The 26508-nt window shown below is 55.1% G+C and carries 21 protein-coding genes and 1 other annotated feature; of the genes, 13 read left to right on the top strand and 8 right to left on the bottom strand.

Annotated features, from left to right (window positions below):
* The first annotated feature begins 31 nt into the window (after positions 1-31).
* Positions 32-1254, top strand: a protein-coding gene (locus P5704_001660; protein ID WOF79237.1) for an IS3 family transposase whose coding sequence is annotated in 2 segments (ribosomal slippage) — positions 32-317 and positions 317-1254 — 1224 coding nt in all. Because the reading frame shifts where the segments join, the coding sequence is not laid out codon by codon here.
* Positions 310-426: a sequence feature (AL1L pseudoknot), on the top strand. It overlaps the preceding gene by 117 nt.
* A gap of 986 nt (positions 1255-2240) precedes the next feature.
* On the opposite strand, the gene P5704_001655 is transcribed toward P5704_001660, so the two are convergent.
* Both P5704_001655 and P5704_001650 read right to left on the bottom strand, forming a co-directional pair.
* Positions 2241-2696, bottom strand: a complete 456-nt coding sequence (locus tag P5704_001655; protein WOF79236.1) for a hypothetical protein — start codon at positions 2694-2696, stop codon at positions 2241-2243.
* A gap of 742 nt (positions 2697-3438) precedes the next feature.
* The gene (locus P5704_001650) at positions 3439-3897 is read right to left on the bottom strand and encodes a hypothetical protein (GenBank protein WOF79235.1); all 459 of its coding nucleotides are present in this window, start codon (positions 3895-3897) and stop codon (positions 3439-3441) included.
* Positions 3898-4170: 273 nt separating this feature from the next.
* Between P5704_001650 and P5704_001645 the strand changes: the two genes are divergently transcribed.
* The 6 genes from P5704_001645 (at position 4171) to P5704_001620 (ending at position 10908) form a co-directional block, all read left to right on the top strand.
* The gene (locus P5704_001645) at positions 4171-5598 is read left to right on the top strand and encodes a hypothetical protein (GenBank protein ID WOF79234.1); all 1428 of its coding nucleotides are present in this window, start codon (positions 4171-4173) and stop codon (positions 5596-5598) included.
* 5 nt (positions 5599-5603) lie between these two features.
* Positions 5604-6410 carry a hypothetical protein gene (locus P5704_001640; protein WOF79233.1) on the top strand — a complete coding sequence of 269 codons (807 nt, stop codon included), beginning with the start codon at positions 5604-5606 and terminating at the stop codon, positions 6408-6410.
* A 3-nt stretch (positions 6411-6413) separates the two neighbouring features.
* Positions 6414-8054: a hypothetical protein gene (locus P5704_001635; GenBank protein WOF79232.1), complete on the top strand. Its 1641-nt coding sequence runs from the start codon at positions 6414-6416 to the stop codon at positions 8052-8054.
* Positions 8054-9088: a hypothetical protein gene (locus tag P5704_001630; GenBank protein WOF79231.1), complete on the top strand. Its 1035-nt coding sequence runs from the start codon at positions 8054-8056 to the stop codon at positions 9086-9088. The genes P5704_001635 and P5704_001630 overlap by 1 nt, the downstream gene beginning before the upstream one ends.
* Positions 9089-9305: 217 nt before the next feature.
* Positions 9306-9869, top strand: coding sequence for a hypothetical protein (locus tag P5704_001625; GenBank protein WOF79230.1), 564 nt, complete (start codon positions 9306-9308; stop codon positions 9867-9869).
* 103 nt (positions 9870-9972) lie between these two features.
* A complete protein-coding gene (locus P5704_001620) occupies positions 9973-10908 on the top strand; it encodes an endonuclease (protein WOF81148.1) in 936 nt (311 codons plus the stop codon).
* A 195-nt stretch (positions 10909-11103) separates the two neighbouring features.
* Here the strand turns inward: P5704_001620 and P5704_001615 are convergent, their stop codons facing one another.
* From P5704_001615 to P5704_001590, 6 genes are all read right to left on the bottom strand, one after another.
* Positions 11104-12681 (bottom strand): hypothetical protein, encoded by a 1578-nt coding sequence (locus P5704_001615; GenBank protein WOF79229.1) that lies wholly within the window; start codon positions 12679-12681, stop codon positions 11104-11106.
* Between the two features lie 687 nt (positions 12682-13368).
* The gene (locus P5704_001610) at positions 13369-14511 is read right to left on the bottom strand and encodes a hypothetical protein (GenBank protein ID WOF79228.1); all 1143 of its coding nucleotides are present in this window, start codon (positions 14509-14511) and stop codon (positions 13369-13371) included.
* A 3-nt stretch (positions 14512-14514) separates the two neighbouring features.
* Positions 14515-15378, bottom strand: coding sequence for a TniB family NTP-binding protein (locus P5704_001605; protein WOF79227.1), 864 nt, complete (start codon positions 15376-15378; stop codon positions 14515-14517).
* Positions 15379-17205: a Mu transposase C-terminal domain-containing protein gene (locus P5704_001600; GenBank protein WOF79226.1), complete on the bottom strand. Its 1827-nt coding sequence runs from the start codon at positions 17203-17205 to the stop codon at positions 15379-15381.
* Positions 17206-17614: 409 nt separating this feature from the next.
* Positions 17615-18643: an IS30-like element ISPsp7 family transposase gene (locus P5704_001595; GenBank protein WOF79225.1), complete on the bottom strand. Its 1029-nt coding sequence runs from the start codon at positions 18641-18643 to the stop codon at positions 17615-17617.
* 693 nt (positions 18644-19336) lie between these two features.
* Positions 19337-20200 carry a helix-turn-helix domain-containing protein gene (locus P5704_001590; protein WOF79224.1) on the bottom strand — a complete coding sequence of 288 codons (864 nt, stop codon included), beginning with the start codon at positions 20198-20200 and terminating at the stop codon, positions 19337-19339.
* 166 nt (positions 20201-20366) lie between these two features.
* Between P5704_001590 and P5704_001585 the strand changes: the two genes are divergently transcribed.
* From P5704_001585 to P5704_001560, 6 genes are all read left to right on the top strand, one after another.
* A complete protein-coding gene (locus P5704_001585; GenBank protein ID WOF79223.1) occupies positions 20367-22433 on the top strand; it encodes an FUSC family protein in 2067 nt (688 codons plus the stop codon).
* Positions 22430-22633 carry a DUF1656 domain-containing protein gene (locus P5704_001580; GenBank protein WOF79222.1) on the top strand — a complete coding sequence of 68 codons (204 nt, stop codon included), beginning with the start codon at positions 22430-22432 and terminating at the stop codon, positions 22631-22633. Before P5704_001585 ends, P5704_001580 begins: the two co-directional genes overlap by 4 nt.
* A gap of 3 nt (positions 22634-22636) precedes the next feature.
* Positions 22637-23536 (top strand): HlyD family secretion protein, encoded by a 900-nt coding sequence (locus P5704_001575; protein ID WOF79221.1) that lies wholly within the window; start codon positions 22637-22639, stop codon positions 23534-23536.
* Positions 23533-25005, top strand: a complete 1473-nt coding sequence (locus P5704_001570) for an efflux transporter outer membrane subunit (GenBank protein WOF79220.1) — start codon at positions 23533-23535, stop codon at positions 25003-25005. The genes P5704_001575 and P5704_001570 overlap by 4 nt, the downstream gene beginning before the upstream one ends.
* A 19-nt stretch (positions 25006-25024) precedes the next feature.
* Complete coding sequence (locus P5704_001565) at positions 25025-25960, top strand: LysR family transcriptional regulator (GenBank protein WOF79219.1); 936 nt, start codon at positions 25025-25027, stop codon at positions 25958-25960.
* 273 nt (positions 25961-26233) lie between these two features.
* On the top strand, positions 26234-26470 hold the full coding sequence (locus P5704_001560; protein WOF79218.1) for a DUF2790 domain-containing protein: 237 nt from the start codon (positions 26234-26236) through the stop codon (positions 26468-26470).
* Positions 26471-26508: the final 38 nt, after the last annotated feature.

Below are 26508 nucleotides of genomic sequence, written 5' to 3'. Positions count from 1 at the left end.
CGGAGGCTCCAACTCTTGAGAGGATGGAGCCATGAAGACGACGACGAAGTACTCCCCGGAAGTCCGCGAGCGAGCGGTTCGACTGGTATTGGAGCATCAAGGCAACCACGAGTCGGAATGGGCAGCGATTTGCTCGATTTCTGCCAAGATCGGTTGTACCGCCGAAACACTGCGCCGTTGGGTACGCCAGGCCGAGCGCGATACTGGCAAACGTGAAGGCCAGACCAGCAGCGAACGCGAGCGGATCAAGGCGCTGGAACGTGAGGTGCGTGAGTTGCGCCAGGCCAACGAGATCCTGCGCAAGGCGTCCGCGTATTTTGCCCAGGCGGAGCTCGACCGCCGCTTCAAGCCATAAAGGCGTTCGTCGATGAGCATCGTGCGGTTTATGGAGTCGAGCCGATCTGCCGGGTACTGCCGATCGCTCCATCGACCTACTACGCCCATGCACATTGCCAGGCCGCTCCCGAGCGGCGTTCTCCGCGAACACGGCGTGACGAGGTACTGAGCGGGCATATCCAGCGGGTCTGGGAGGAGAACTTCCAGGTCTACGGCGTGCGCAAGGTCTGGCGGCAACTCAAGCGCGAAGGCGTAGTGGTGGCCCGCTGCACGGTGGAGCGACTGATGCGGCGACTGGGTCTACAAGGTGTCGTACGCGGCAAACCGGTCAAGACTACGATCAGCGACAAGGCCACCCCGTGCCCGCTGGACAAGGTCAATCGCCAGTTCCGCGCCGAGCGGCCAAACGCGCTCTGGGTGTCGGACTTCACCTACGTCAGCACGTGGCAGGGCTTCGTCTACGTGGCCTTTGTTATCGACGTATTCGCCCGGCGTATCGTCGGCTGGCGCGTGTCCAGCTCAGCCCGCACAGACTTTGTTCTCGATGCGTTGGAACAGGCGTTGTATGCCCGCCGACCGGTCGGCCAGGGCAGCCTGATCCATCACAGCGACCGTGGCGTGCAGTACGTCTCGATCCGCTATACCGAGCGCCTAGCTGAAGCTGGGGTCGAGCCCTCGGTGGGCAGCGTGGGCGACTCCTATGACAATGCCTTGGCCGAGACCATCAATGGCCTGTACAAGGCCGAGGTGATCCATCGTCGTTCCTGGCAGAATCGGGAGGCAGTGGAGCTGGCGACGCTGGAGTGGGTGGACTGGTTCAACCACCGACGGCTACTGGAGCCCATCGGGAACATGCCGCCGGCAGAGGCCGAAGCGATCTACTATCAGCAACTTACCGAGTCGGCCCAAGCGGCATGACTCACACCAAAGAGCCTCCGGAATTCCCGGGGCGGTTCAAGGCTTTCACAAGCTATTGCAACTCACCCTCACCTTTATAACTCTCCATTTTTTGAAGGTGGGTACGGCCAGGTCGATTACGTAGACTTCAGCGACTACCGCGGCCCGATAGGATTATTTCGTAAACCGATTGAGTATGCTTGGCAGCGAGAGTACCGCCTATGCTTTGGCGCTGAACCAGAGGCACTAAATGATCGTGGGGCGTTAGAGCTTAATATCGGAGACCTATCGGACATCACTCAGATCACAACGGTAGAGAGTTTCACGTCGAACCCCATAACACTCACTCAAAGGAGCTACAGGATAGTCGACGGCAAGCCTGTGCAAGTTTCCAGTTAAACCTACACTTCAAGAAAAGCTCTCGTGCAGATCACGAATGTAGCTCTTAGTCTAAAAATCCATAAACAATAAGAAAACGAAGCTGCATCAACGGTTTCGCCTCTTATTCTTACGGTTCTGAAGCTGCGACTCATAACGGTGAGTCTCAAGTGGCCGTTACCTAGTTTTCACAGGTGAAGCAGAAATCCAAAGGACGTTGTGACTGCATGCGAAAGCGGGATCAAACAACTAGAAACATCCGCTGCCCTTGGTGGGCCACTTTCCTTCCAGGAGCAGCTAGGTAAGCAAGCGTCACTAGCGAAGGCATCGATGTCGGTTTACGCAATGAGCTCCGATCTATCGATTGGTCATCGGTGGAAACGATGCCAGCCAAAGCCCGTCACCATTTTTTCAGTCGGTAACCTTGCGTGCCCCTGTCGGGGACGTGCGTCTTTACTTCGCCAATGCTAAGCAGCGAGATGAGGCTTAAACACAGATCGTGCGGGGCTGGTACAGCCCACGCTTGGCCGCCATCAAGGGTGGGATCATGTGGGTTCCGTCCATGGTTATTCGATTTTCTGGCTTTAAGAAAAATTTGGCTATTGCCGTTAGTAGGCTGTTGCAGGTAGCTAGGAGACTTTATTTTCCCCAATGTTTGCACCAGTCAGAACTTCCGCAGCCTTCTCGCTAGCTTTCGACTGGCACCTTTTTTCCATTGCGCTGCAACGCCAGCGTTGATCAAACCGGCAAATCACTATTCCTCCTAAAGCATGCGCGCCAATTAAAACCAGCTTCGTTACAAAAAAACGATCCGACTCATCAATGATAATCTGGCCCGGCGCATATACTACAAATAAGAAAACGAACATTAGCAAAAGCGTTTTTTTAAACCCATACCGATACCATCCAACAGCAACAAACACATAAAAAGATGCCGAAAACACAGCGCCCCATAGAAAGCCCCATGTGGTTACGCCCTCTTTGGGCTTACCTGAGCGCCTTCCACCGAGCAGCCACAAAAAGAAATAAAGAATAATTGCAGAGGCAGTTAGGATAAATGAGGCTGAACGGAAAAAGTCGCCCATAAAACGATATCACTTGGGTAGTGGTGTCAGATTAAAGCGCGTGATGATGAGTCTGCGCCGCGTTCTGTTTCTAATCAAGCACTACCCTAGTCTGTGGTAGAACCATTTGAATCGATAGCCCGAATGCGTTCTACCGCGAGGTCTCGACTCAAATAACCTTTTTCGACTAGGACGACGACTCGGTGCGCAGCATCAGGAGTGATAACGCCAGCCTCAACTCGCTCATCAATCAAGCGCTTTAGTTCTAGATCGCGATCAATGGGACTCGGCTCTTCAAGACTCCGTGCTCGTGCGTTAAGCCGATCACTCACTTCCTCTCGCAGGCTATCCTGCTTGCTACCTGAGCGCACCAGCCTCATTACTCCATAACCTAGTGCACTGGCCACGACAGCAGAACCCAAGACCCAGCCAATCGGAGTCGCTGTCACGAATACGCCACCTAGCGCTCCAGCTAAAGTAGTGGAGCCGAGTAAAGTGCTTGCACCTGCTGCGGTAGCAGCGCTTCCAGCTAAAGCGGCACCTGCGGCAGCGCTTCCGACCACTGCAGCAGTTTCCCCCGCTACGCCTACACGATCGCGCCCTTTCAGCTTACTCAATGCCAAGTGCAGTTTGGCAGCTTCGGCCTGCTGCTCGTCTGAGGAAGTTACGGACTCACTCTCCACATTATCTTTTCGCGGAGCATGTTCAGTCGGAGCTCGGCTAAGCCTCAGAACCTTCGATAGATAGGTTTCCATATTTCGCCTCAGCCCGCCGAGTAGTAATCTCGAACAGCCAGAAAAATTGACTGAAGAAGTTCGAAGAAATTTCTGGCCAGCTGAATGATTGCCACAAGCAGGTCGCTAGAGGGATTTCCTGCGTCCACCGTCGAACCAATAGCTGCGCCAGATAGCATCGAAACGCTGGACGCAAGAGGCGCTAGCATAGGGCCAACAAAGGGAATGCCTGCTGTTAAAGCACCAACCGCAGCCCCAAGCAACACACCGATAGCGATACCAGGGTGCGACCTTAAGAATGCAAAGATCTGCGTCACGATGATTCTTCCAATGGCGATTACCTCGCCTGCGAAGACCTTGGTAAGACTCCATAAAGTGCTCAGCCGAGTCATAATCTCTGCGGGGATGCCAAGCGCTAGGCCTTCGACCAGAACGTCGTCGAGCTGCCCTTGTGCGTGTTCAGCGTTCAGCAAGGTAAGCTCGAACATTCCCTGTTCCTTGGTTAAAGCCCGCATGCAGTTACCCTCCATGGGTACGATGGCTCGGAGATAAGTGATAGCTAATCTGCCCGATCCTCATCGCCCATGCAATTGCATAGATCTGGTCAGAATTTCACCTGCGCGAGACGATAGCGGGTTCCACCTCGGCCCGATGTGTGACTAGCTAGTCATGAAAACGAGACGCGTATCTCGCTCTTGAAGTTTTCTTGAAAAAAGCGTCTGATCGCCCCGGATTAATCCTCGATATTCGGACAGGGACGTATGGGTATTGTCAGATCTTTGTTTGGCTGGATGCAGGCCACCCCTGCCAGTGGCGACAATCCTGCCCTCTACCCTCTGGATTTCGATGAGCTGAAAAAAGAGCTGGGCGTCGTGGACGAGGCGCGGCGGATGGGCGTGCACAACAACCCACCGGAAGACAAGACGGGGCTCAGTGCCATAGAAGAGCGCATCGTGTCGCGTATCGAAGAATACCGGCACAAGGTGATCGGCTGGTCGCACGATCATATGGTGTATCTGAAGCGGCATATGTCAGAGCTTGACGTCACCAAGGATATCAACCGCGCCCGCGAGTCATCGGAAGAATTCAAGCGACGCGCCAATGATGTGATTGCCTCTCACGATCATGAACTGCATCAGCTTGATGCCGAAGCTCAGCGGCTGACAACACAGCTAGAGCTTTTCAAGGCCAAGAATCGCTTAGATCGTGAGCCTAAGCAGCCCATGGGTGCTCTCTCCCGCTGGCTGTGGATTCTCATTATCGCCCTGCTCGTAATCCTGGAAGGCGCTGCGAACGCTTACTTTTTCTCGGCTGGGCTTGCCGGCGGCCTAGCGCAGGGCTTTGTCTATGCGGGCATGCTCTCCGCGATCAACGTGCTTGGCGGCTTCTTCATAGGTAAAAAGGGCCTGAAGTACCTGTGGCACGTCAACACTTTTGCCAAGTTTATCGGTGTAATCAGCTTGCTGGCTGCACTGGCACTACTGTTTGGTATCGCCCTAATAACCACCCATCTAAGAGATGCGTTTGCAGTAGTGACTCTTGATGGTGATGCCATGGCAATCGCCCATCAGACTATGCTCGCTTCGCCGTTCGGCTTTCACGGCATCGATTCGATCATCTTGTTCCTGATGAGCGCGATCTTCTCAATCCTAGCGCTCGTCAAGGGCCTCACCTGGGGTGACATCTACCCAGGATACAGCAGCACAAGTAACCGCGTTATTGAAGCCCGCGCCCTGCACGACAGTCAGGTTGAGCTGGTGCGCGATGAGCTGAGCGATTTAAAGGAGGGGTTTGAAAAGACGCTAGACAGTACCCTGGAAACTGCCAAACGTGACATCGTCAAGCTAAAAGAGCTCGCCGAGAACAAGTCTCTCGCAGGCCAACGTTTTACCAACTATCAGGGCAAGGCAGAGCATATGCTCCATGCGCTGATCGAGCTGTTCAGAACCGAGAACACCATTCACCGCAAAACCCCTGCTCCTGCTTATTTCAACGAGAAGGTTCTCCTTCCCCCGGTTGAAGCCAAAGAAGTGGATCTTCAGGACGACCTTATAGACATCGCGCGCCAGGAAGCGCTGCTCGATGAGCTGCTGGCTGAGGTCGAACCTATCCGGGGCCAGATAAAGTCCGCGTTCGTGAGCTGTTATGACCAGGTCACTCCCCTTCGCGATCATCTTAAATCGGCGTAACGTTCATGGCCCGTCGCAGCAAACTTGCAAGAAAGAAGAACAATATAACTCTGGTGCTGATCGTGCTCGTGGGCCTGGCCATTGCCGGACTACTGGCCGGAGTGGTGTACCTGCTGCTCAACACAGAGGCGCCGCCCGATCCGGTGACCCTGTGCCCCGCCTCCGGCCCGACCGGTCATACCGTTGTCCTAGTCGATAATACAGAGCCCATGAATTTCATTCAGCGCCAGGCGCTTACTCAGCGATTCAAAGAGCTCGCTGAAAAGCAAGTGCTTGAGGGGCAGATGATTTCTGTGTTTGTGCTCGGCGAATCCTTTGCGGACAACGCTATGCCGATTTTCGAGAAGTGCAACCCAGGCACTGGCGAAGGCAAATCCAAGCTCAATGCTAACCCAGCTCAGATCAAGGCGCGGTACATCAAGGAGTTCAGGTCGCCCCTGATGCAGTTACGCCAGCAGATCACGCTCGATAAGCCGTCTGACCGATCTCCTGTCTTTGAGATGCTGCAAATGGCCGCCATCAATGGCTTTAACCGCGTGGATGCACAAGGCCCCCGCACTCTAGTTGTGTTCTCTGACATGCTGCCGCATATGCCTGAATTCAGCATGTTCAAGAGCCTACCCGACTTCAAGACGTTCTCGGCTGGCGCCTATGGGCGAAAGTCGCAAGCCAGCCTCGATGGAGTTGAGGTGCACCTTAATTACCTGATCAATTATCCAAATCTGCAAACCACCAAGCAGGCAGCATTTTGGGAGCAATATTTCGACAATAGCGGCGCGGAGCTGGTCGAAATCGATACCTTTGAGGGATGAATCATGAGTAAGGAAGCTGATTTTCAAATCAAGCTGCCGGTTCTGTTCGCGACGGCTTGCGTAGCCAAGATTGTTTGCCTAGTCGCTAGCTATCTGCTCGGTGAACTCCTGTTCACAGGCTTCGTCGCTCCGATCACGATCATGCTTGCGTATGTCGTAATTGGAGGTAAGTACAAGACCTCCGACGTCTCAGACGAGAAGTTTGCTGATTCCTGCTATTACCTGGGCTTCATTTTCACCGTCGCCTCGATCATCGTATGCCTGATCGATTTGCCCAATATCAAGAACGACATGATCACCATCGCCACACGATTCGGCGTGGCGATGATCAGTACGATTGTTGGGCTGACGGTTCGGGTAATCCTGGTCAGCTTCCGGCCCAACATGGAAGATGCTCTGCGCAACCACGAGCAAAGCGCGGTGGATGCTTCCCGCCGGCTAACCGACGAATATGCCCGTGCTTTTCAGGCCCTGGTTCATTTTCGTGGCGAGGTCTTAACGGCGACCAACGAATCGGTGAAGTCCGTCCGTGAGAGTTTCGATGAAATGGCCAAGGAGAGCGCTGCCCGCATGGATGCGCACGCCAAAGAGCTGTCCGAACAGATGGCAGTCCATTTCAAGGAATTGTCCGAGCGGATCAATTACGCGTTCATTGAGAATATCCGGGAGCTGAAGAAATCCTCGATGAGCCTGAACCTTGTCGTGGAAAAATACGCCCGTGAAACAGGCGAATCACTTGTACGACTCGACACCAGCGTTGGCGACTTCACCAAGTCCGTCAATGCTCGACTCGAGGCCGTTGCGTTTCCGGACGATTTATTTGCTCAGAAGCTGAGCACGCCGCTCAACGAGCTCAACAACTCGGCGGGCGATGTTGGTCAGGTCATGCGCCTCGTCACGCGTGATATCAACGGCGCGGCCAAAGCTGTCGAGAAGAGTATCTCGAAAATCAATGAGCAGAGTGAGGCTATGAACTCGTCCATGGAGCTGGTGCGCTCCATTGCTGAGGAGCAAACACATCTGGTAGGCCTCATCAGCGCCAGTCATGAGCTGGCCCTGAAGCAATCGGCTCAAAGCGATGCGGCTATCACGCGTCTATCAGCACAACAGCAGACTGTAAATGAGCGCCTTGACCAGCAAATCACCAACCTTAACGTGATGGCCAAGTCAGCAAATCAAATGTCCGACTCGGTCAGCGCGTTGGTCACTCAGATCAGCCAAGGTCAGCAAGTCACCTCCAAACTGCTAAGTACTGCCGAGAAGACCCACGATGATCAACAAACACTTCTCAATGGCCTGAAAGCGACTCTTGAATTGCTTCCGACGTGGGTCAATGACTCGCGGGCACAGTCTGAAGCTCTGGGCGCACAAATCCGCGAAGCCCTGCAAAGCAATACTGCGTCAGCTCACATCATGAAAGCGGCGCTCGAGCAAAACGAGCAAAGCTTTGCAGGTGCGATCGAGAAGGTCGTGTGCTCTACCGACAGTTCGAATCGGCTTGCCAGCAAGCTTGATGAGGTCATCAGGAGTACGTTGGTGCAACAAGGGGCCCACAAAGGCCCTACTCTTGCCGCAGTGGCTGAATCGGGCGCATCTTCTCCCGAGGCTATCGACCACAGCTTGCATGAAGGCGCTAAGAGCTGATGTCAGGCAAGAACGATCAGGTCTTTCAGCTCTCACTGACCGAAATCGCCTTCATGCTCACCTTTTTGCTAATGCTTGTGCTTGGCATGATGGTCGTTGCCCTGCAACGCGAGAAAGGCGACCTCATCTCTCAACTTCAGAGCGAGCAGGCACTTCAGCAACAACATGCTGCGTTAACCCAAGCCAAAGAGTTCATCAGCAAGCAACTCCAAACCTTAGGTGCAACACAACCCGACGAGGTCATCACTAAGCTCGTACAAACGGCCGAAGCCAAGTCTGAGAACGAGCGATTGAAGGTGCTGCTCGAGGAAAAGGATGCAAAGTTGACCGCTATGGTCGAGCTAGAGAAGGTTCTGGAGAAGATGAGCCAGGATAGCAACGCTCCGCTCGATCATGTCCGAACGTCACTGGTTGTTATGTCAAAGCTCAGCGAAAAGCTAGGCGCTGAGCCTGGTGACAAGGCCATTGAAGCCGAACTCGACCAGATTCTGGAAGCAAGCAAGCTGATCGCCGCCCAGGCACCAAAAGATCTCGAATTGACCCGGCTGGAGCAAACCAGCGCCGTGGTTGCTGACGCTAAAGCGTACCGGGAGATCAAAACTGGCAAACTGAACCCTGTCGAGCTCAAGCGTGAAAACGCCAACCTGCGCGGACAGATGGTTTACCTACAGAATAAGCTCGATGCGCGCGGCGGTATGGATTTCCCGCCCTGCTGGGCGGACGAGGTCACTGGCAAGACTCAGCTACTGTTCTCGCTTGTGCTGCGTGATGAAGCGCTCACGGTCAGTCCGGCCTGGCCGGAAAGCCGCAATCAGGATGCGGCCGAGCTGCCTAATATCGAACGCATTCTAGCTAACGCAAACGTGAGCTACCCCGAATTCATCGGCTCAGTTCGTCCCATATTCGAGCAGTCTAAAAAGCAGGACTGCCGACACTTCGTCTTACTCGATAACACCATTACCGATGCTGTCAATTCAGACCGTAAGCGGCTGATGATTGAGGGCAGCTTCTACAAAATCGAGAAACGCAGGTAATTCGGGTGAAGGCGAATGTGCGATGACCAGAAGTACAGGGCCATGGTACGCCCGTAAGTGAGCTTAACGCTTCGCTAGTGACGGCTCACGCAAGCAGCCTGCAGCGCTTGTTTTAGGACGAGGATCCAGAAAAATCTCAGTAGCGATCTATCGCTAATTTTCCGTTTTTGAAAAGGCCTGTTTTCCAGCAGGTTTTTTCGTTGGGGATGCTTGGGCATTGGACATAAGCGAATTCGAAACACAACTTCGCGCGCTCATGGGCGCCCCGTTCCATGATCGCCCATTCGTTTGCGAAGGCTCTCCGCTTACCTGCCAAGCCTTCATTGTCGGGGTTAACGCCGCCTCGAACATGAAACAAGATTTCTGGGATTTCTGGCGGCCTGGATACGGTTTTGAACGGACTACCTGGCTGGACGCTTATCTTTCTGCACGCACCAAGGTCAGTCGGACGCGAAAGGCCATGCAGATGATTATGGATCAAGCCAAGACCGACTACGGTGCCATCAGATTTCTAGAGACCAATATCTTTTCGATCCCCACCGCCAGAGAAAGCATGCTGAAGAGTCACCAGAAGTCGACTGAGATCTTCGAATTCCTGCTAGCTTCGATCAATCCGCAAGTATTGCTCGTACATGGAGCCAAGCCTGTCAAATATGTACGCGCCAGGGGCCTCAGCGAAAGCACCAAGGTCATAGAAAGCCCACACTTGATCTATGTGGGCCACGAACAGGCAAGAGAGCTTGGCAGAATCATTGCCCGAACTATCAGTCGGGAAACCTGACGGCGTCGCGCCCGCGAACCCGCCCAGCGAGACGGCCGCATTTTTCATCAATACAATGCGCGTCGTTTCTCTGATGGCCGTTTCACATATGACTCGCTTTCTGATGGCGGCACTGGTCGCAGTCCTGTCCACATCGAACACGCTCGCTGACGCCCCATCCAACTTCGCTGCAGCCAAAGTGCTGGCCAAGCAGAAGATTTTCTTCGACCAAGCCTCAAGCGCAGAGGGTGAACTCTACTGCGGCTGCAAATGGACATGGACTGGCAAGTCTGGAGGAAGGATTGACCCGAAATCCTGCGGCTACGAAACACGCGCACAGCAGAACCGCGCCGCTCGGATTGAGTGGGAGCACATCGTGCCTGCATGGACGTTCGGGCATCAGCGCCAATGCTGGCAGAACGGCGGACGGGAGAACTGCATAGCAGATGATCCGGTGTTCCGAGCAATGGAGGCAGATTTGTTCAACCTTTACCCGTCTGTTGGTGAGGTTAATGGTGACCGTAGCAACTTCAACTACGGCATGGTCACCGGCATAGCGCCACAGTACGGGGCGTGTATGACGCGGGTTGACTTTAAAGAGCGTGCCGCCGAACCACGAAACGAGGCCAAAGGCATCGTGGCACGGGCGACGTTTTACATGTTCGACCGGTATGGGCTTTCCATGTCACGACAACAGCAGCAGCTGCTTACGGCGTGGGATCGAAAGTACCCCGTAACCACCTGGGAAAAGGAGTGGAACACCCGAACCGCCAAGGTCATGGGCCACCCGAATCCGTTCATCACCGGCGATCGTTCTTGGGGTGTTGGACACAAACCGACCCGCGAGGGACTCGTTAGCGCGATTCCTGCGCGTGCGACAGCAATGCCTTCTAAGAAGGCCGATGTGGGTGTAGTCATCGGCAACCGCAACAGTAGGATTTACCACCTGCCCGAGGGCTGTCCTAGCTACGATAAGGTATCTCCAAAAAACCAAGTACCGTTCGCTACCGAAGCAAAAGCTGTTGCTGGCGGTTATCGGAAAGCAGGCAACTGTCGCTAGTCGGACTATGCCAATCGGCACGTCGCGTTAGCGTGCCGTTAGTAGATTCCGCAATATGCATGAAAACGCTATGTACACATTTTCATGCAACATAGCGGCTCAGTTGGTTTGTTTGGTGCCCTAACCCCAAATGACTTAACCTATGTGAGCCGCTAAAGCACTAGCTTCGACGTAATAAACGCTCTAGCACGGACGCTACATCTGATAATACTTTGCGTTTTGCATTCCCAGCATCGTGAATGCAAAGCGAATGTTTTCCTCTGTAAGCTCTCGATCACGCAAGTGCCGAACTTTCAGGCCAAGGTAATTGGCCCAGAATACGCCTTGCTTGAACTGCAGCCACCGATTGGTCTTGGCCATGGCTTCCAGATACTGGTTCATGAGCAAGTACTGGTGATCACCGGCACTGTACCGACCAAACTGGAACGCTGCGACGTAGTGCTCCGCTGCTTCGTTAAAGTGATCGGAGTTGTAATGAACCACAGCGCGTAGCCAATGAAGCACCCAAGGCACCCGTTCGGCCACGCCAGCATTTTTCATCCGTACCTCAAGCTCATCAATCGCCGATTGCGTAGTTGTGCCGCACCGACGCATAGCACTAGCTTCCCCCATCAGCTCATCGAAGCCGCTAGGCTTATCCAATACCCAACGACTAGTGATGTCCTGATCTATACGCGCGGCGAAGGGGCCCAACTGTTTCTCGACCCAGTCGATGCACAGTGGGTTGTAGGAGCCATCGGAGCCTCGGTTGGATTGTATGAATGCATTGGCCTCATCGCATTGGCTCAAATATGCGCTCATTTCACGCAGTGCGTAGTGACTACGAGTTTTCGCTGGGCCTAGCTGAGGGATGGGCGCGTGCTCCGCAAGACGATCCGCTTTCGCCTGCGCGATCTCTATATGGGGCGCCAGCCAGTTGGAGTACAGCTTTAGCTGATGGCATATATCGAGCAGGTAAGCACGACCGTACGTGGACTCGATGCTGTGAGCCACATAGGTCGCTATGCGAGCCACAGACACACTAGTGATAATTGCTTGGCGCAGCTCCGGCGCTATCGGGTTGCCTGAACGATCTAAAGCCTCGAAGCTCTGCACGAGGTTCCGGTATAGGGCGGGTAAGCTCGGAGGCTTGGCCTTGCCGAGCAATTTCCACCGTCGGCACGTGTCCAGGTTTCGCGCTAGCTGTCCGGACGGGTCGGCCAACCCAGTAGGCCGATGGAACTGGGCCTGGGATAATCCGCAGATATTGTAGGCCCACCGCAGCGCATTGTGCAGGGGGGAAACCAGTTCGCCCTCCTCCTCTTGCGGTAGGAACCAGAACTGCTGTGTGGGTCGCGGTTGCTGATTATTAGCGGCTGAAGTGGCAAGCGCTTGCAACTGCCAAGATACTACACAGCTTCTGACTGCAAATGTGGTTAGCAAATAACGCACTGTTGCCTGCTTGCTCATAAATGTACTGAACTGCTTGAGCGTATTGCGGTATGGCTGATACAGGTCATTGAAGAGTTCAGCGAGTTGCGCCCGCATGACCGGGCAGGTCACGTAGATACCAAGTTCCTCTGTGTAAAGCTTGAGCAACGATTCAAGCTGAGGCTGAAGCGCACCGCTTTCTTCAGCCAGTCGATTGAGCTGCTTGTTCAGTGTCTTGATGTTCATATCATGAAACGAGCTGCCTTCAACCGCAGGCAAATCTTTGCCGCTGGACAGACCCGTAGCATCGAAAACAAATTTAATCGCCTCGCCCAGCGTCGGGTAGGTGTACTGGCGTTGCATTACGGGCTCCATAAAAGCGTCCCTGCTTATCCAAGTTTATCTCTGATTAGGATTCAGTTGCTTGCCGCGATTTCCGTTAACTTTCGAGTTAGCCTGGTTGCTACCACTTGTGCCCTGATTGCGGTTGAGCTGGTTGGAGTGATGATTGTTCTGCTGCTGGGTCTTGTTTCTGACTGACATATTGCGTTCCTCTGTTGGTTGGTGGAAGCAAGGTTAGTCAGAGTTAACCAAGTACTCTAGCGGATTGTTGGCGACGAGTTTTCTTTTTGACCAGAGCCGTTTCTACCTAGCGCTATACACAGGGTCTACCTGCCCGTGATATGCGCAAATGCTCGAAACGGTTGCACGAAGAGCGACGCCTCCATGGCAACGGCCGGGCGATTCCTGCGTGAATGCGCTGCAGCTGGTGGATACAGATCTGCCCCTCAAGCCTGGGCGAGATGAGCTAAAAGGCTGAGTTTAGTTTAGGGGACGCTTTGACTAATGCAGCGCCGATCTCAAGTCCTGCAAGCCCAAAGAATACGGGCGGATTGGGGCACCTTAACCTAACCTAAGGTGAACAAAAAGTTAAAGCATTTGGGAAAACAAATATTTTAGCTGATTGACTAAAGAGACTGATAGCCGTGGCCAGTTGGTCAGCGAGTTAGAAAGTAAGCCAGCCCCCCTTTCTGTTTTATGAGAAGACTCTTAGTCTAACCACCGCAAAATCTGCTCATCTCTTGATTCGACACCAAAAGCACTCTTCCGATAGCCTAAGACCGACTTCATGTCCTCTTCATATCTTACATTCACCCCGAGGAAGAACGGTAGCAATCCTCTTTTCAAGTCTAGTGAAAGCGGTTTGAATAAATTGACATACCAAATAAACTCTTTTTCATTACCAAATGACGCTGCTAAGTAGCCAAGCTCTTTTATCGAATCGGGCAGCCAGTAATATTCCCGCTCAGCGTAGCCTTTAATTCTCAATAACTCATTATCGCTTATTATTCCAAAAACCCATCCAACCAACAAAATTGCGACAAGACGTATATAGGGAATGGCTTCTTCCACTCCTAGCAGCATGCGAGATTTTTTACTATAGGTGCGGTGATAAATTTTATCAGGTATCTCTGTCACCAATTGGCGCGCAATACCCCCGAGCCACCTTTCTGTGCGTACAGACAAAAATGTAGAAAGTAAAATATTACTGCATTGCAATACATGTTTTGAACTTACCTGACAACCAGAGCGAGGAACATAAACACTTTGGTTGCGCCTGGCAGAACAAATGAAATGCTGCACTCGGCATGCATAATTGTCTCGCAGAGGGAGTATGGGCTGATGATGTTTGTTAGCAGCTCCACGGTAACTACTATCTAGTAAGCTATTTTCTTCATTGGCAAAAGCTCGCCATGGCTTGTGTGCATCCGTATGACTTTCATCATTCAATATTGATAATAGCCTCCCGTGCAACAAACAGCACGGACAATCGACATAACACCACTCCTTTCGCCAATAAGGAAATCCAAACAATTTTACATCTGAATCAATGCATTCAGCGCAATATGCGTATCTAAACCAATACGATAGTGCAATCGTGTCGCAGGGCAATGAAAAAAATGGAATCGCACAGCGTAAGTCTATACCTATGCTACTACACAGCGTGGCGAAAGGAGCAGCCTCAAGATCGAAATCTACGTCGATACTAAGATCTCCTACACGCCAACTTCCAACGTAGTCATTGATATCACTCAATGTAACAGCTGGACAATTTTTATTAACTGCAGACCGGTACATCCATGAGACAAATGTTTCACCGCAATGAGCCCTCGGCAATGTCTTTATCTTCATGAGTCAGCCTAACGCGGTTCCGTACATCCAGCGCATAGACCTTCCTGTCTTAAGCAAATCAACGGTAATACGTTCTTCGCCAGATTTCACCGCTTGAATTGCTCCAAACCGGACGATGTCAAGTAACGAGGCTGTATTCCCCTTCGATTCAGAGAGCAGATATTTTACGATATCTTTCTGATAAAGACCTGAAGGTTTCTTTAGTGGCAAATTCTCTTCTATAGCAGCCAAAAAACTACGAAACACTTCGTTTTCCTCCCAGCTCTGCAGATGAATGAAATCGAAACGCCTAAACAGCTGGTCGTCAATCTTCAGCGCATTAACTGCCAGTGGAGTCCCCAAAGCTATAATCGTTAGCATAAAGGGCTCACCCGTTAGCCCTTTGAGAAATGAAAGATTTTTTGTTTGATCCGACTTCTGCACCAACATCGCATCATGAAATTCATCAATGATTAGTGCCCGGACACCCGTAATTCGGATGTATTTTTCTAGCTCTCCCGGATACCCTTGTCTAGCCGACCTTCCAGGTACAGTTGGTGCTCCCAATGCAGACACAACGGATTCTTTGAACTTTAACCCATCGCTCCTTTCGACGCAGGACATGAAAGCGATTTTCATGTTCCAATCCTTACTTACATCCTTTATATGATTTGCTAAGCTGGATTTCCCCGAGCCTGAATCACCTGAAACCATAAGACAAGGGGCCTGTACCCTGCCACGTGCAGCAATCATATTCCTGATAATAAGTATAATGCTTTCTGCTTGGGGGTAACTTACCCAAAAATGTTTCAAAATTCTATCGATGCGATCTTGGTCAGATAGACTAAACATCCATCTTTTAGTCTCCTTCACATGATCAACATTCATTTAATCTTCACTCCTAAATGGTGCCGGCTTTTTGCTATAATTAATTAAAGGTGATCCTTCTGCAGTGTTTTCAATTCGAGAAGGAAACATCGAATTTGTGTAATCAACATACTCCTTGACTGCGGCTCTTGACTTTCTTGTCCTCTTTGTTTTTCTCAAGGCATCAACTACCAGGCTGTTATTGGCTTTCCTTATCCCTGCTGTGCGCTCTTCAGACAACCAAGTTGGTTGATTTGTCACTCCAGCCATTGTTTCAGCGTAATACTCTTCATATGTACGGTCGTCTGTCGTGACATCAGAGTACGGAACTTCAATATAAGAGCCGTCTAGCATTACCCATATTTTTTTAAGTGAGTAAGGATCGAACTTTAGCGAGACGTCCTTTAGCCCTATATATGATCGCAGTGCAGGGCTAAAGTAGTATTTACCTTTAAAAACAATACCTTTAGGTGTAATGCATCTTGTTTCCTCTGGCATAAAGTCAAGCCGGAAACTAAATATTTCGCCGCTTGTGTAGATTTTGTGATCTTGTTCTTTTGTATTCTCTAACCACGCATCTATAGGGCTTTTCTTTAAAGCCGAATGCCTGGTTCCGTTATATATAACAACCTGGCGCGCAAACCAGTTACAAAACTCCTTCAAGGTCAGCGCAGAGCTTTTCTCACTATTGTATCCTTTGCGCTGTTTAACGTTAGAAAAAGTAGTTCCTGGCAACAGGTGCACCTGTCCAATCATGAGAGTGCCAATCAGTCTTTCTATGTGCCCTCCATAGTGCTTTTTACCTATAGGGCGCCAAACCAACTTAATTTTGTGTTTAGAGCAAGCCTTCTGGAAGCCTAACGTCTTAAACTCAGCCGCATTATCTAAATGTAAAGCCTCCGGCTTTCCATAAAATTTATTCTCTATATCTCCGCAGCCAATTGATTTCATCAAATCATGCTTCGGCATTAATGAAAAGCTGAGTGCAGAAGCAACAGACACGCTTGAGGGGCTATGAAGAGCAATGTAGTAACCTACAATCACACGAGTATGCACATCCATCACCAAGGTTAACCAAGGTCTGCCCAGTGGGGTTCGGCTGCTTTCGTCGCAGATGATGAGATCTACTAAAGTGTGATCCATTTGAAACACTTCTAGCGCCCTTTTAGTTACCAACTTATAAGGCTTAGCCCCGAATTTTTCTGCGGCTGCCTCGGCTCCATTCTTTAAGCGATAACGTATATTTTCAGGTACTTCTTTAATTCTTTTCACTACTGCAGTTCGGCTAGGTGTATTCACCCCATGCTCAGCACATAGATCCTTTACCGCACGATATACCACCGCGTACGATGCAGCCCTCCCTTTGTATTTCATAGATATTGCATTTCTTATTATCTCCTCCTGTTCTTTAGAAAGTATTTTTGTGCCAATTTTCCTGCCGCGTATGTCTCTGATTAGGGCGACAGATCCATGAGCGCCAGCTGATTTATTTAATATTTTATAGAAGGTTGTTTTTTGGCATCCGAGCATTTTGCACGCGGTTGGAAGTTTAATTTTTTTGGCGCGATACAAGGATGTGACGTACTGCTTCACTTCTGATAACTCGATCTCTTCGAAAGAAGCCGCGTTACGTTTTTTAGCAAAAAATATATACTCCTCATCTTCCCAATCTTCGCCGGGAGCTTCAGCAAGAAATTTAAGCTCTTTATTTTCAGCAATGACTTCCACTGAGTCGATCAGCATTCTAATTCGACTGCAATCATTAGGAAGTACCACCAGAACCTTTGCTGGCGAATCCTGATAGCTCACAATATTTCCGGAGCTAAATTTGGCTTGAGCAAGATTCATTGAGGCATCCATTAGGCGCATCGATTAATGGAAGTTTTAGTTCATATTGGAACATTGCGCAAGAAAAATCATAAACCTATGAAATACAAGCACTTGTCATCGATTTTTATTGCCGGCTAGATTACCAAGCGGAGAGCAACAACCGTTGTTAGGGGTATACTAGAAGTATACTCCTATTAACGTTGATCATTCTTTTAGGGGTATGCTGGGCGCATACCCCTAAAACCTTGCATTAGGTTTTCCAGGGTATTATTACCGCATACTCATAATGAGTTTGGTCGTCTCCCCATATTTCGGTAGCGCCCAGCTCTAGAGTCCAATCCCAGCAACCAAGAGATTGAAAATGAAGAAAAGCGCTTCAGGATAAGAGCAAATCGTTGGGCGGTTGCAGGAGCTGAGTGCAACACGGTTATTGAATTGAAACCGGAGCATCATGCCGCATTGCCATGGCATTTTGCATGACCTCTCCCATCACCTCGATGGGGCATTTGAAGTCGAAGCGCTTGCGCGGTCGCATGTTCAGTTGCAGCGCAATGGCGTCCAGCTCCTCCTGGCTATGTACCGACAGGTCTGTGCCCTTGGGCAAGTACTGGCGAATCAGGCCGTTGATGTTTTCGTTGCTGCCGCGCTGCCAGGGGCTGTGCGGGTCGCAGAAGTAGATCGCCACGCCGGTTCTTTGGGTGATCTCGGCGTGTCGCGCCATCTCCCGGCCCTGGTCGTAAGTCATGCTCTTGCGCATCTCCAGCGGCATGCTATTGAGCGCGGCGCTGAAGCCTTCCAGCGCCGAAGTCGCCGTCGCGTCGTTCATCTTCACCAACATCAGGTAGCCACTGGTGCGTTCCACCAGCGTACCGACGGACGAGGCGTTGGCCTTACCCTTGATGAGGTCGCCTTCCCAATGCCCCGGCATCAGCCTGTCTTCAATCTCCGGCGGGCGCACATGAATACTGACCATCTCGGGGATCTGGCCGCGCCGATCCACGCCACCAGAGCGCGGCCGGCGCGTCGTCTTGCCTTGGCGCAGACAGATGATCAGCTCCTTACGCAGCTCACCCACTGGCAGGGCATAGATCGCGTTGTAGATCGTCTCGCGACAGACGTAGGCATCTCGCAGGTTGGGTATGTTCATGCTGCGCAGCTTGCCGGCAATCTGCTCGGGAGACAAACGCTCACGCAGCATATGGGTCACCAGTTCGAAGCGCTCGCTACCCGGCAACAGTTTTCGCATCGGTCGACAAACCTGGCGGCGGGCCTGCATTTGCTGCTGGGCCAGGCGGGCCGAGTAGCCACCGCAAGCACCTCGGTTACGGCGCAGCTCACGGCTGATGGTCGAAGGGGATCGGTTGATCAAGCAGGCAATCCTGCGCAGGCTGAAGCCTTGGGTACGACCGATTTGAATGGTGGTGCGCTCTTCAACGCTGAGTTCGGTATAAGACATAGGGGCAGCACCGTACCGGAAAGGTCAGGTGTTGCACTCAGTTTTTGCCGCCGCCTTGGATTCCCGTACGAAGCTGGAGCCGGGCTCCGGTAAGCGTCCGTGCCGCAAGCACGGCTTCTAGGCGGTCAACTATTGCCACTGGCATAGCGAGTTCGGCGGTATGAACGTGTCGGACGCTAAGCATCTCAAGGATCTGAGGGCGATGAATGCGCAGCTAACCAATGCTACGTTTGAGAAAATGGAATCACTAAAGCCACTGCAAAAAAGTGGTGACTGCACTGGCAAAATGCGAGCTGGCAGTACATGGCCAGCGCGGTCTGCGTGAACGTCAAAAAAGCTGCGAATAACCGTATAAGCGCCATGGCTTTGCGCTAACAGCCCAGACAGGTTCCCAGACACGCGTTGCGAGCGCATCGTACCGCCGGCCCATTGGCGTCGCCGCCTACGGCGCCGGCATGATTTATTTGAAACTGAGCAGGCCAGCTAGCAGCTTTGTCACAAGCGCGTCGAGCGTCTGTCCGCCGAAGTGCGGCTGCAGACGAAGAGCCTTCGCGACTCCAATTTGGAAACGCCTAACTTTTAAAAACTGGAAAAACGTTCAGGATTCATAAAACTTCCCTTTTTTAAGCACTAAAAATCCATAGGCCATTGATCTATATGAACATTCTTGGCTTTCCGTCTTTTATCCGTTACTCACAGAAATTCGCTGGGTTTGAGTCCGGTCTGCTTGCGAAAGAAACGGCTGAAGTATGCGGCGTCGTCGAAGCCAAGGTCTCGGGCGATCTGTTGGATGTCGAGCGCGGTGTACGCCAGCTGCCGTTGTGCTTCGCGAACGACTCGCTCGTTGATGATCGCGGTCGGTGATTCACCCAGGCCTTCGCGGCAGGCTCGGCCCAGTGTGACTGGAGTGATTCCCAGCGCTTCGGCGTACAGACCAAGCGGCCAATGCTGTTTGAAATGCGCGTCGACCAACTCGCGAAACTGCCTCAGCAGCTGGGAACGCCTGCCATTGGCTGGCCGAGGGATCGGCACCGGCTGTTCCAGTCGAACGACATGTACGAGTAACGCGAGCAACAACGCGTGCCCGGCCGCGACATTGCCGCTCTCCTGGCTGTGCGCTTCCGCCTGGATCAGCTGGATCAGAGGCCAAATCGGCTCTTCGCCATTCGCATCCCACGGCAGCGGCACTACGGCCGGACGTTGCATCAAGGCCAGCAAGTCACTGGACAGAATTCGCGCCATCGACTCCAGCGGTCGCTGTGCTGCCGTGATGACCGGCCCGTCAGTTTCGGGGCTGTAGCGAAAGGCATGCACGGTGCGCTGCGGCAGCAGGATCAGGCACGGCGCACGGAAGCCCATGCGGCTGTTTTCCAGCGAAACTTCGCCCTCGCCACTACGTACATAGACGATTTGCAGTAGCGAGTCATGCTGATGCGGTTTGATTTCGCGCTGATGCATGTCGCCGCGCTCGTTGATCCATTCCAGATGCAACAGGTCCTGCCATGCGGGCAATGCTGCCTGGCCATACAAGGCATAGTTGGGAATGCGTTTGCTCATGATTTCCTGTCGTCGTGCCGCTATTCGGTGCGAAAAAATGTACTGTTTGTCCTAATGGTTGTTCAGTTTGTCATGCGCCTTTGACGTTAAATGTAACCATCTGTGTTGCAGCGTGACGGCCGCGCCCTATCCCGCCTCTGGCCCACGCCTCCAAAAAACGAACGCTATGAATATGCCAACCTGGCGCGAATGGCTGTTTTCGGCCAAGGCGCTGATTGCCGCCTTGCTTGCGCTGTACATCGCACTGGCGATACCACTGGAAAACCCTTACTGGGCGATGGCCTCGGTTTACGTCGTGTCGCATCCGTTGTCAGGGGCGACACGTTCGAAGGCGATCTATCGCGCGCTGGGCACGCTGCTCGGCGCAGCTGCATCGGTCGTGCTTCTGCCGACGTTCGCTCAACAACCGGTGATGCTGAGCCTGGCGATCTCGCTATGGATCGGCGCCCTGCTCTTTCTCTCGTTGCTGGACCGCTCGCCACGTAGCTACATCTTTCTACTCGCCGCCTATACGGTGCCGCTGATCAGTCTCGCCGAGGTCAATCACCCATCGACCATCTTCGATGTGGCCCTGGCGCGCTCCGAGGAGATTCTGCTCGGTATCGTCTGCGCCAGCGTGGTGAACGCCGTGCTGTTTCCCAACCGTATCGCGCCGACCCTCGCGGCGAAAATGCACCTGCTGCTGCGCGACGGGCGCGGCGCCGTCAGCCGGATGCTCAATACCCAGCACCTGGGCGAGGCCGACCAACGTGCGCTGAATGCGCTGCTGGTGGATGTGATGGGGTTGGACGCAATGATCAGCCACCTGAGCTACGACAGCAGCAGCCATCTCTCGACCATCCACGCTCGCGAATTCCGCGCGCGCATGGCGATGTTGATGCCGCAGCTGATTTCCACCGCGGATTCGCTGCACCGGCTTCAGGCCGAGCTACAGGGCTTGTTGCCGGAGCTGGTGGATTACCTGCAGGAGGTGGATCGCTGGATCCAGTCCGATGCCGAGGTCGGGCACGGCGAGCATTTGCGCGAACGCAGCCTGCAGCTGGCGGCCTGGCTGGGCGACAGCCACCCGGCGCATGCCCTGGCGATCGACAGTGGCCTGCGCCAGCTGCGCGCGTTGATCGACCTGTGGCAGGACTGCCTCGACCTCTACCAGCAGTTTCATGAGGGCCATCCCGAGGCGGCATCGGCACTGCGCTATCACGTACAGCAACTGGTGGGCGGGCCACGCCACTATGACTACGGCCTGCTGGCATTCACCGCGGCTTCGGTAGCACTGTCGGTGTTCTGCCTGAGCATGCTGTGGTTCGTTTCCGGTTGGGAGCACGGCTATAGCGGCGTGTTCATCGCCGCGGTGGCAGGCTGTTTCTTCGCCAGTCAGGACAATCCGGCGCCGTTCATCAAGTCGTTTCTGGTCGCCACGCTGATCTCCTCCACGGCTGCCGGCATCTTCCTCTTCGCGTTGATGCCCAACGTGCACGATTTCGGCAGCCTGGCCATTCTGCTCGCCGTGCCGCTGCTGTTGCTTGGCACCCTCGCCGGTCGGCCGCAACACGCCGGGACGGTGATCGTGATTGCGGTGCAGACGATCTCCAACATCACGCTTCAGGACAGTTACCATGCCGATTTCCAGCTGTTCGCCGACATCGCGCTGTCCACTGCGCTGGGCGTGCTCTTCGCCTTCGTCTGGGCCCGCCTGACCCGGCCGTTCGGCACGCTCTGGGCTGCGCGGCGATTGGTGCGGCACGGCTGGCTGAGCCTGGCGGCGCTGGCAGACATGCAGCGCTCGCGCAACGAAGCCGATGATGCCTCGAGTTTCATCGACCGTATCGCCCAGCTGTTGCCCCGCCTGGCTCAGCTGGATGATGACCGCCTGGCGCTGAACGACGCCACGCGCGAGCTGCGCGTCGGCTTTCGCCTGCTCGAACTGCGCGAACTGCGGCCGACGCCAGCCATCCAGCAGAATCTGCAGCCTGTACTGGGCATGATTCGCGCGTATTTCCTTGCCTGCGCTGCCGCGCGTAGCCAATTGCCGGCGCCGGAGCCCTTACGCGACGCGCTCGAGGCCGCATTGCTCGCTCTGCAGCGTGACGCTTCGCCCAGCGCACACCAGGCGGCGCAAGCCGTGCACGGCTTACGCCTGGCGCTTTTCGCCGATGCATCGGCCAGCGTGCGTGCGCACCGGGAAGGTCCGTCACCCGCAGCTGGCCCCTCTTCCGCTGGAGCGTACGCATGACCGGTCACCTCGATGTGTACGGCGTCTATGTGCCGGTCCTGCTGGTTGCCATGCTGGCGGCCTACGGCGTCAAAAGCCTGCTCGCCACCGTGCTGCAGCGTACCGGCTTCTACCGCTGGGTCTGGCATCCGCCGCTGTTCAACCTCGCCCTGTACATCATCGTGCTCGGGGCCCTGTTCAATCTCCTACCCCGGATGTGAATCGTGAAGAAATGGATACCCGCCGCCGGCTCGGTGCTGCTGACCCTGCTGGCGGTCACCATCGCCGTCGTCGTCAGCCTGCACCTGTGGGACTACTACATGGAGGCACCCTGGACCCGCGACGGCCATGTGCACGCCGACATCATTCAGGTCGCACCGGATGTTTCCGGGCTGGTGACCGAACTGCACGTGCGCGACAACCAGAAGGTCAGCCGCGGCCAGGTGCTGTTCGTGATCGATCGGGCGCGCTTCGAACTGGCGGTCGACGAAGCCCGAGCCGCGGTGCTCGAACGCCGCGCGCAGCTGGATCAGGCGCAACGCGAAGCCAAGCGCAATCGGGTGCTGAAAGACCTGATCGCCGCAGAAACCGTCGAGATTGGCGACACCCAGGTCAAGCGCGCCGCTGCCGCCCTGGCCACGGCCGAGGCCGCCCTCGGCGTGGCGCGTCTGGATCTCGAACGCACCACCGTGCTCAGTCCGGTGGATGGCTATCTCGGCGACCAGACGATGCGCGTGGGCGATTACGTGAAAACCGGTACGCCGGTGCTGTCGATCGTCGATACCGACTCACTGCGTGTCGAAGGCTACTTCGAAGAAACCAAGCTGCACGCCATCGAGATCGGGCAGCCGGTGGACATCCACATCATGGGCGAAGCGCAGCATCTGCACGGCCATGTGCAGAGCATCGCCGCGGGCATCGAGGATCGCGACCGTGTGCGCGGCAACTCGCTGCTGCCCAATATCGACCCGAGCTTCACCTGGGTGCGCCTGGCGCAGCGAATTCCGGTTCGCGTGGTGCTGGACGACGCCCAACAGAGCGACATCCGCCTGGTGGTCGGCCGTACCGCGACGCTGTCCGTGCTGCCGTGGTCGCGCGACACATCGGCGACGGTCAAACAATGAGTCGCGCGGCATACGCACTGCCGTTCGCGCTGACTGCGCTGCTTGCCGCCTGCAGCGCGGTGGGCCCGGACTACCGCGTGCCGGACGAAGCCGTGGCCTTGCAGGCGGCTGCGCAGAAGCCCTTCGATCTGGCCGGCAACGAGCGGGTCGAACAGGCGCCTCTGCCGGATGACTGGTGGAAGCTTTATGACGACTCGACGCTCGATCAGCTGGTGAGTGAAGCCCTGATCGGCAATGCCGACGTGCGCCAGGCCTATCACAACCTGCGTCGCGCCTATGAAGGCTTCCAGATGGCGCACCACGCGCAGGAGGTCGTGGTCGGCGGCAACGGCTCGGTTGCACGCGGCCAGCTGTCCAGCGAAGCACTGGCCCTGGAGGAAAAAATCCCCGTGATGATCCTCGCCGACGCCGGCCTCAGCGTGGGTTACCAGCTCGATCTGTTCGGTCAGCTGCATCGCGCCGCGGAAGCAGCCGGAGCCGATGCCGACGCCAGTGCCGCATTGCTCGATACGGCCCGCATAACCGCAGTGGCCGGGGTGGTACACAGCTATATGTCGGCCTGTCATGCCAGCGAAGAGCTGACGATTGCGCAGCATTCACTGGCAATTCAGCAGCGACAGCTGGATGTCGCCGAGCGCCTGTTCGAGGGTGGCCGGGGCAACGAAGTCGATGTGTCCCGCGCCCACGCCCAGCTGGAGGCTCTGCGTGCCGAGCTGCCGCCGTTCGAAGCGAAGAAGGCGGCCGCGTTGTATCAGCTCGCCGCCCTGCTCGGCCGAACGCCGGGAGACCTTCCCGCGGCGGTTAACGCCTGCAGTCACGCGCCACAGCTGCGCCAGGCGATCCCGGTAGGTGATGGCACCGCCCTGCTCAAGCGCCGCCCGGACGTCCGAGCGGCCGAGCGCGCCCTCGCCTCTGCTACGGCACAGATCGGCGTCGCCACGGCGATGATGTATCCGCAGGTCAGTCTCGGCGCTTCGGCCGGTTACACCGGAGTGCTCGAACACCTCGGTGATCCGGTGACCCGCCGCTGGGAATTCGGCCCATCGATCAGCTGGCATTTCCCGACCCAGGTCGATCGCGCGCGCATTCGCGCCAGCGAAGCCGGAGCCGCTGCCGCCCTCGCCCGCTTCGACGGGGTTGTGCTCGACGCCTTGCGCGAGACCCAAACCTTGCTCACGCGCTACGCCCACGACCTGCATCGTGACCAGGCGCTGCACGAAGCACGCGATGCCGCGCGAAACGCCGCGGACCATACGCGCCGGCTGTATCAGGAAGGACGACTGGCCTATCTCGACAGCCTTGACGCCGAGCGCACCCTGGCGACCGCCGAAGCCGCTCTGGCGGCATCCCAGGCCCAGCTGTCGCAGGATCAGGTGAACCTGTTCCTTGCGCTGGGCGGCGGTTGGCAAGGCACGCAAACGGCATCGGCGCGGGTTGAAAGCCCATCGCCGGCCGTGCCCGGCCAATAACCCACAGAGGCCGTAGTCGATGGACATGCTGCAAGCGATGCGGGTATTCGTCCGGGTGGTCGATACCGGCAGCTTCACCGCCGCGGCGAAGCTGGCCGACACATCCACCGCGCAGGTTTCCCGGCTGGTGGCGGAGTTGGAGAATCACCTCCACGCGCGCCTGCTCAACCGCACCACGCGGCGTCTGGCGCTGACCGAGGTTGGCGCACGTTTTCTCGAGCGATCGCGCGAGATTCTGGCGCAGCTGGACCAGGCACAGGCGGAAGCCTGCGGAGCCCATCTGACCCCGCGCGGGCGCCTGCGCGTGCACTCGACGACGGGTCTGGGCATCCAGCTGCTGGCGGGTCTGGCTGGAAGATACGGTGAGCGCTACCCCGAAGTCAGCCTCGACCTGACCCTTTCGCAACACCAGCCCGACCTGCTGGAAGCCGGACTCGATGTCATCATCACGCTCTCCCGCGAGCTGCCGGATTCGGAACTGATCGCCCAGCGATTGGGAACGGTGGGCAATGTGCTCTGCGCGGCACCCGCTTATCTCGAACAACATGGCGTACCGCGGCAGCCGCGCGACCTGCATCAGCACCGCTGTCTGCGCCTGGCGGACCCAGGCTTCGCGGATGAATGGCGCTTCGTCGCAGACGGTGTCGAGGACGTGATTCGCCCTGGCGAAGCGTTCAAGGTCAACGTTGCTGAAGCCATGGCCAGCGCAGCAGAAGCCGGCATGGGCATCTGTCTGCTGCCCGACTATGTCGCGGCTCCGGCCCTGCAGCGCGGTGCCCTGCTGCGCCTGTTGCCCCGCCATCGCCTGCAGGAAAGGCAGATCCATGCGCTCTACCCGTCCCGGCGTTTTCTCGATGCGAAGATCAAGACCTGGGTCGACTTTCTCGCGCTGGAGCTGCCACGCGCATTCGCCGACTACCACCGCATCATTCAGGACCCGGCACATTGGGCCTGATCGATTGTTGCGTGGCGGGTAAAGGTGCTTCACTGCTGGCGCGGTTTTTCCCCTCCTGGTCGCCCACTAAAATTGGCGGGTGGCTACGGACGCTAACGCCCGTCCGCTCCTTCGTCGGTCGAGCGCTCCTTCGATCGGTCGTCCTGCCACCTTTTGGCTGCTTTCCCTCGTGGCAGCCTCGTTTATTTTCCGACGTCTGCCATTTGGCAGGCGCTGTACGCAAGAAATGCCTGCCTTCGCCCCGTCGACCCGCAGGCGCTCTGGAGGTTACCTGTGAACAAACTGATCTGGATTGCCGGCCTGGTACTCAGTGCGCAGCTGGCGTATGCCGCCGATGAACCCAAGGCCTATCAATATGGCGACAAGCTGGACATCGCCAAGGTTATTTCGCTAGACGTGCCTGCCGGCGGCTGCGAAGTCGTGACGGCCCGGATGATCTATGTGGATTCCAAGGGCGAAACCCACGAAACCACGTACCTGCGCCAAGGTCCGAACTGTCACGATTTCTAGGTCCCTCGCGGGCGGGTCTGGTAAGCCAATGACGGCGC

This window comes from Pseudomonas sp. FeN3W, from assembly GCA_030263805.2.
Taxonomy (GTDB): domain Bacteria; phylum Pseudomonadota; class Gammaproteobacteria; order Pseudomonadales; family Pseudomonadaceae; genus Stutzerimonas; species Stutzerimonas stutzeri_G.
The sequence above is the reverse complement of the archived record's forward strand: the minus strand, read 5'-3'. Positions and strand labels throughout refer to the sequence as shown.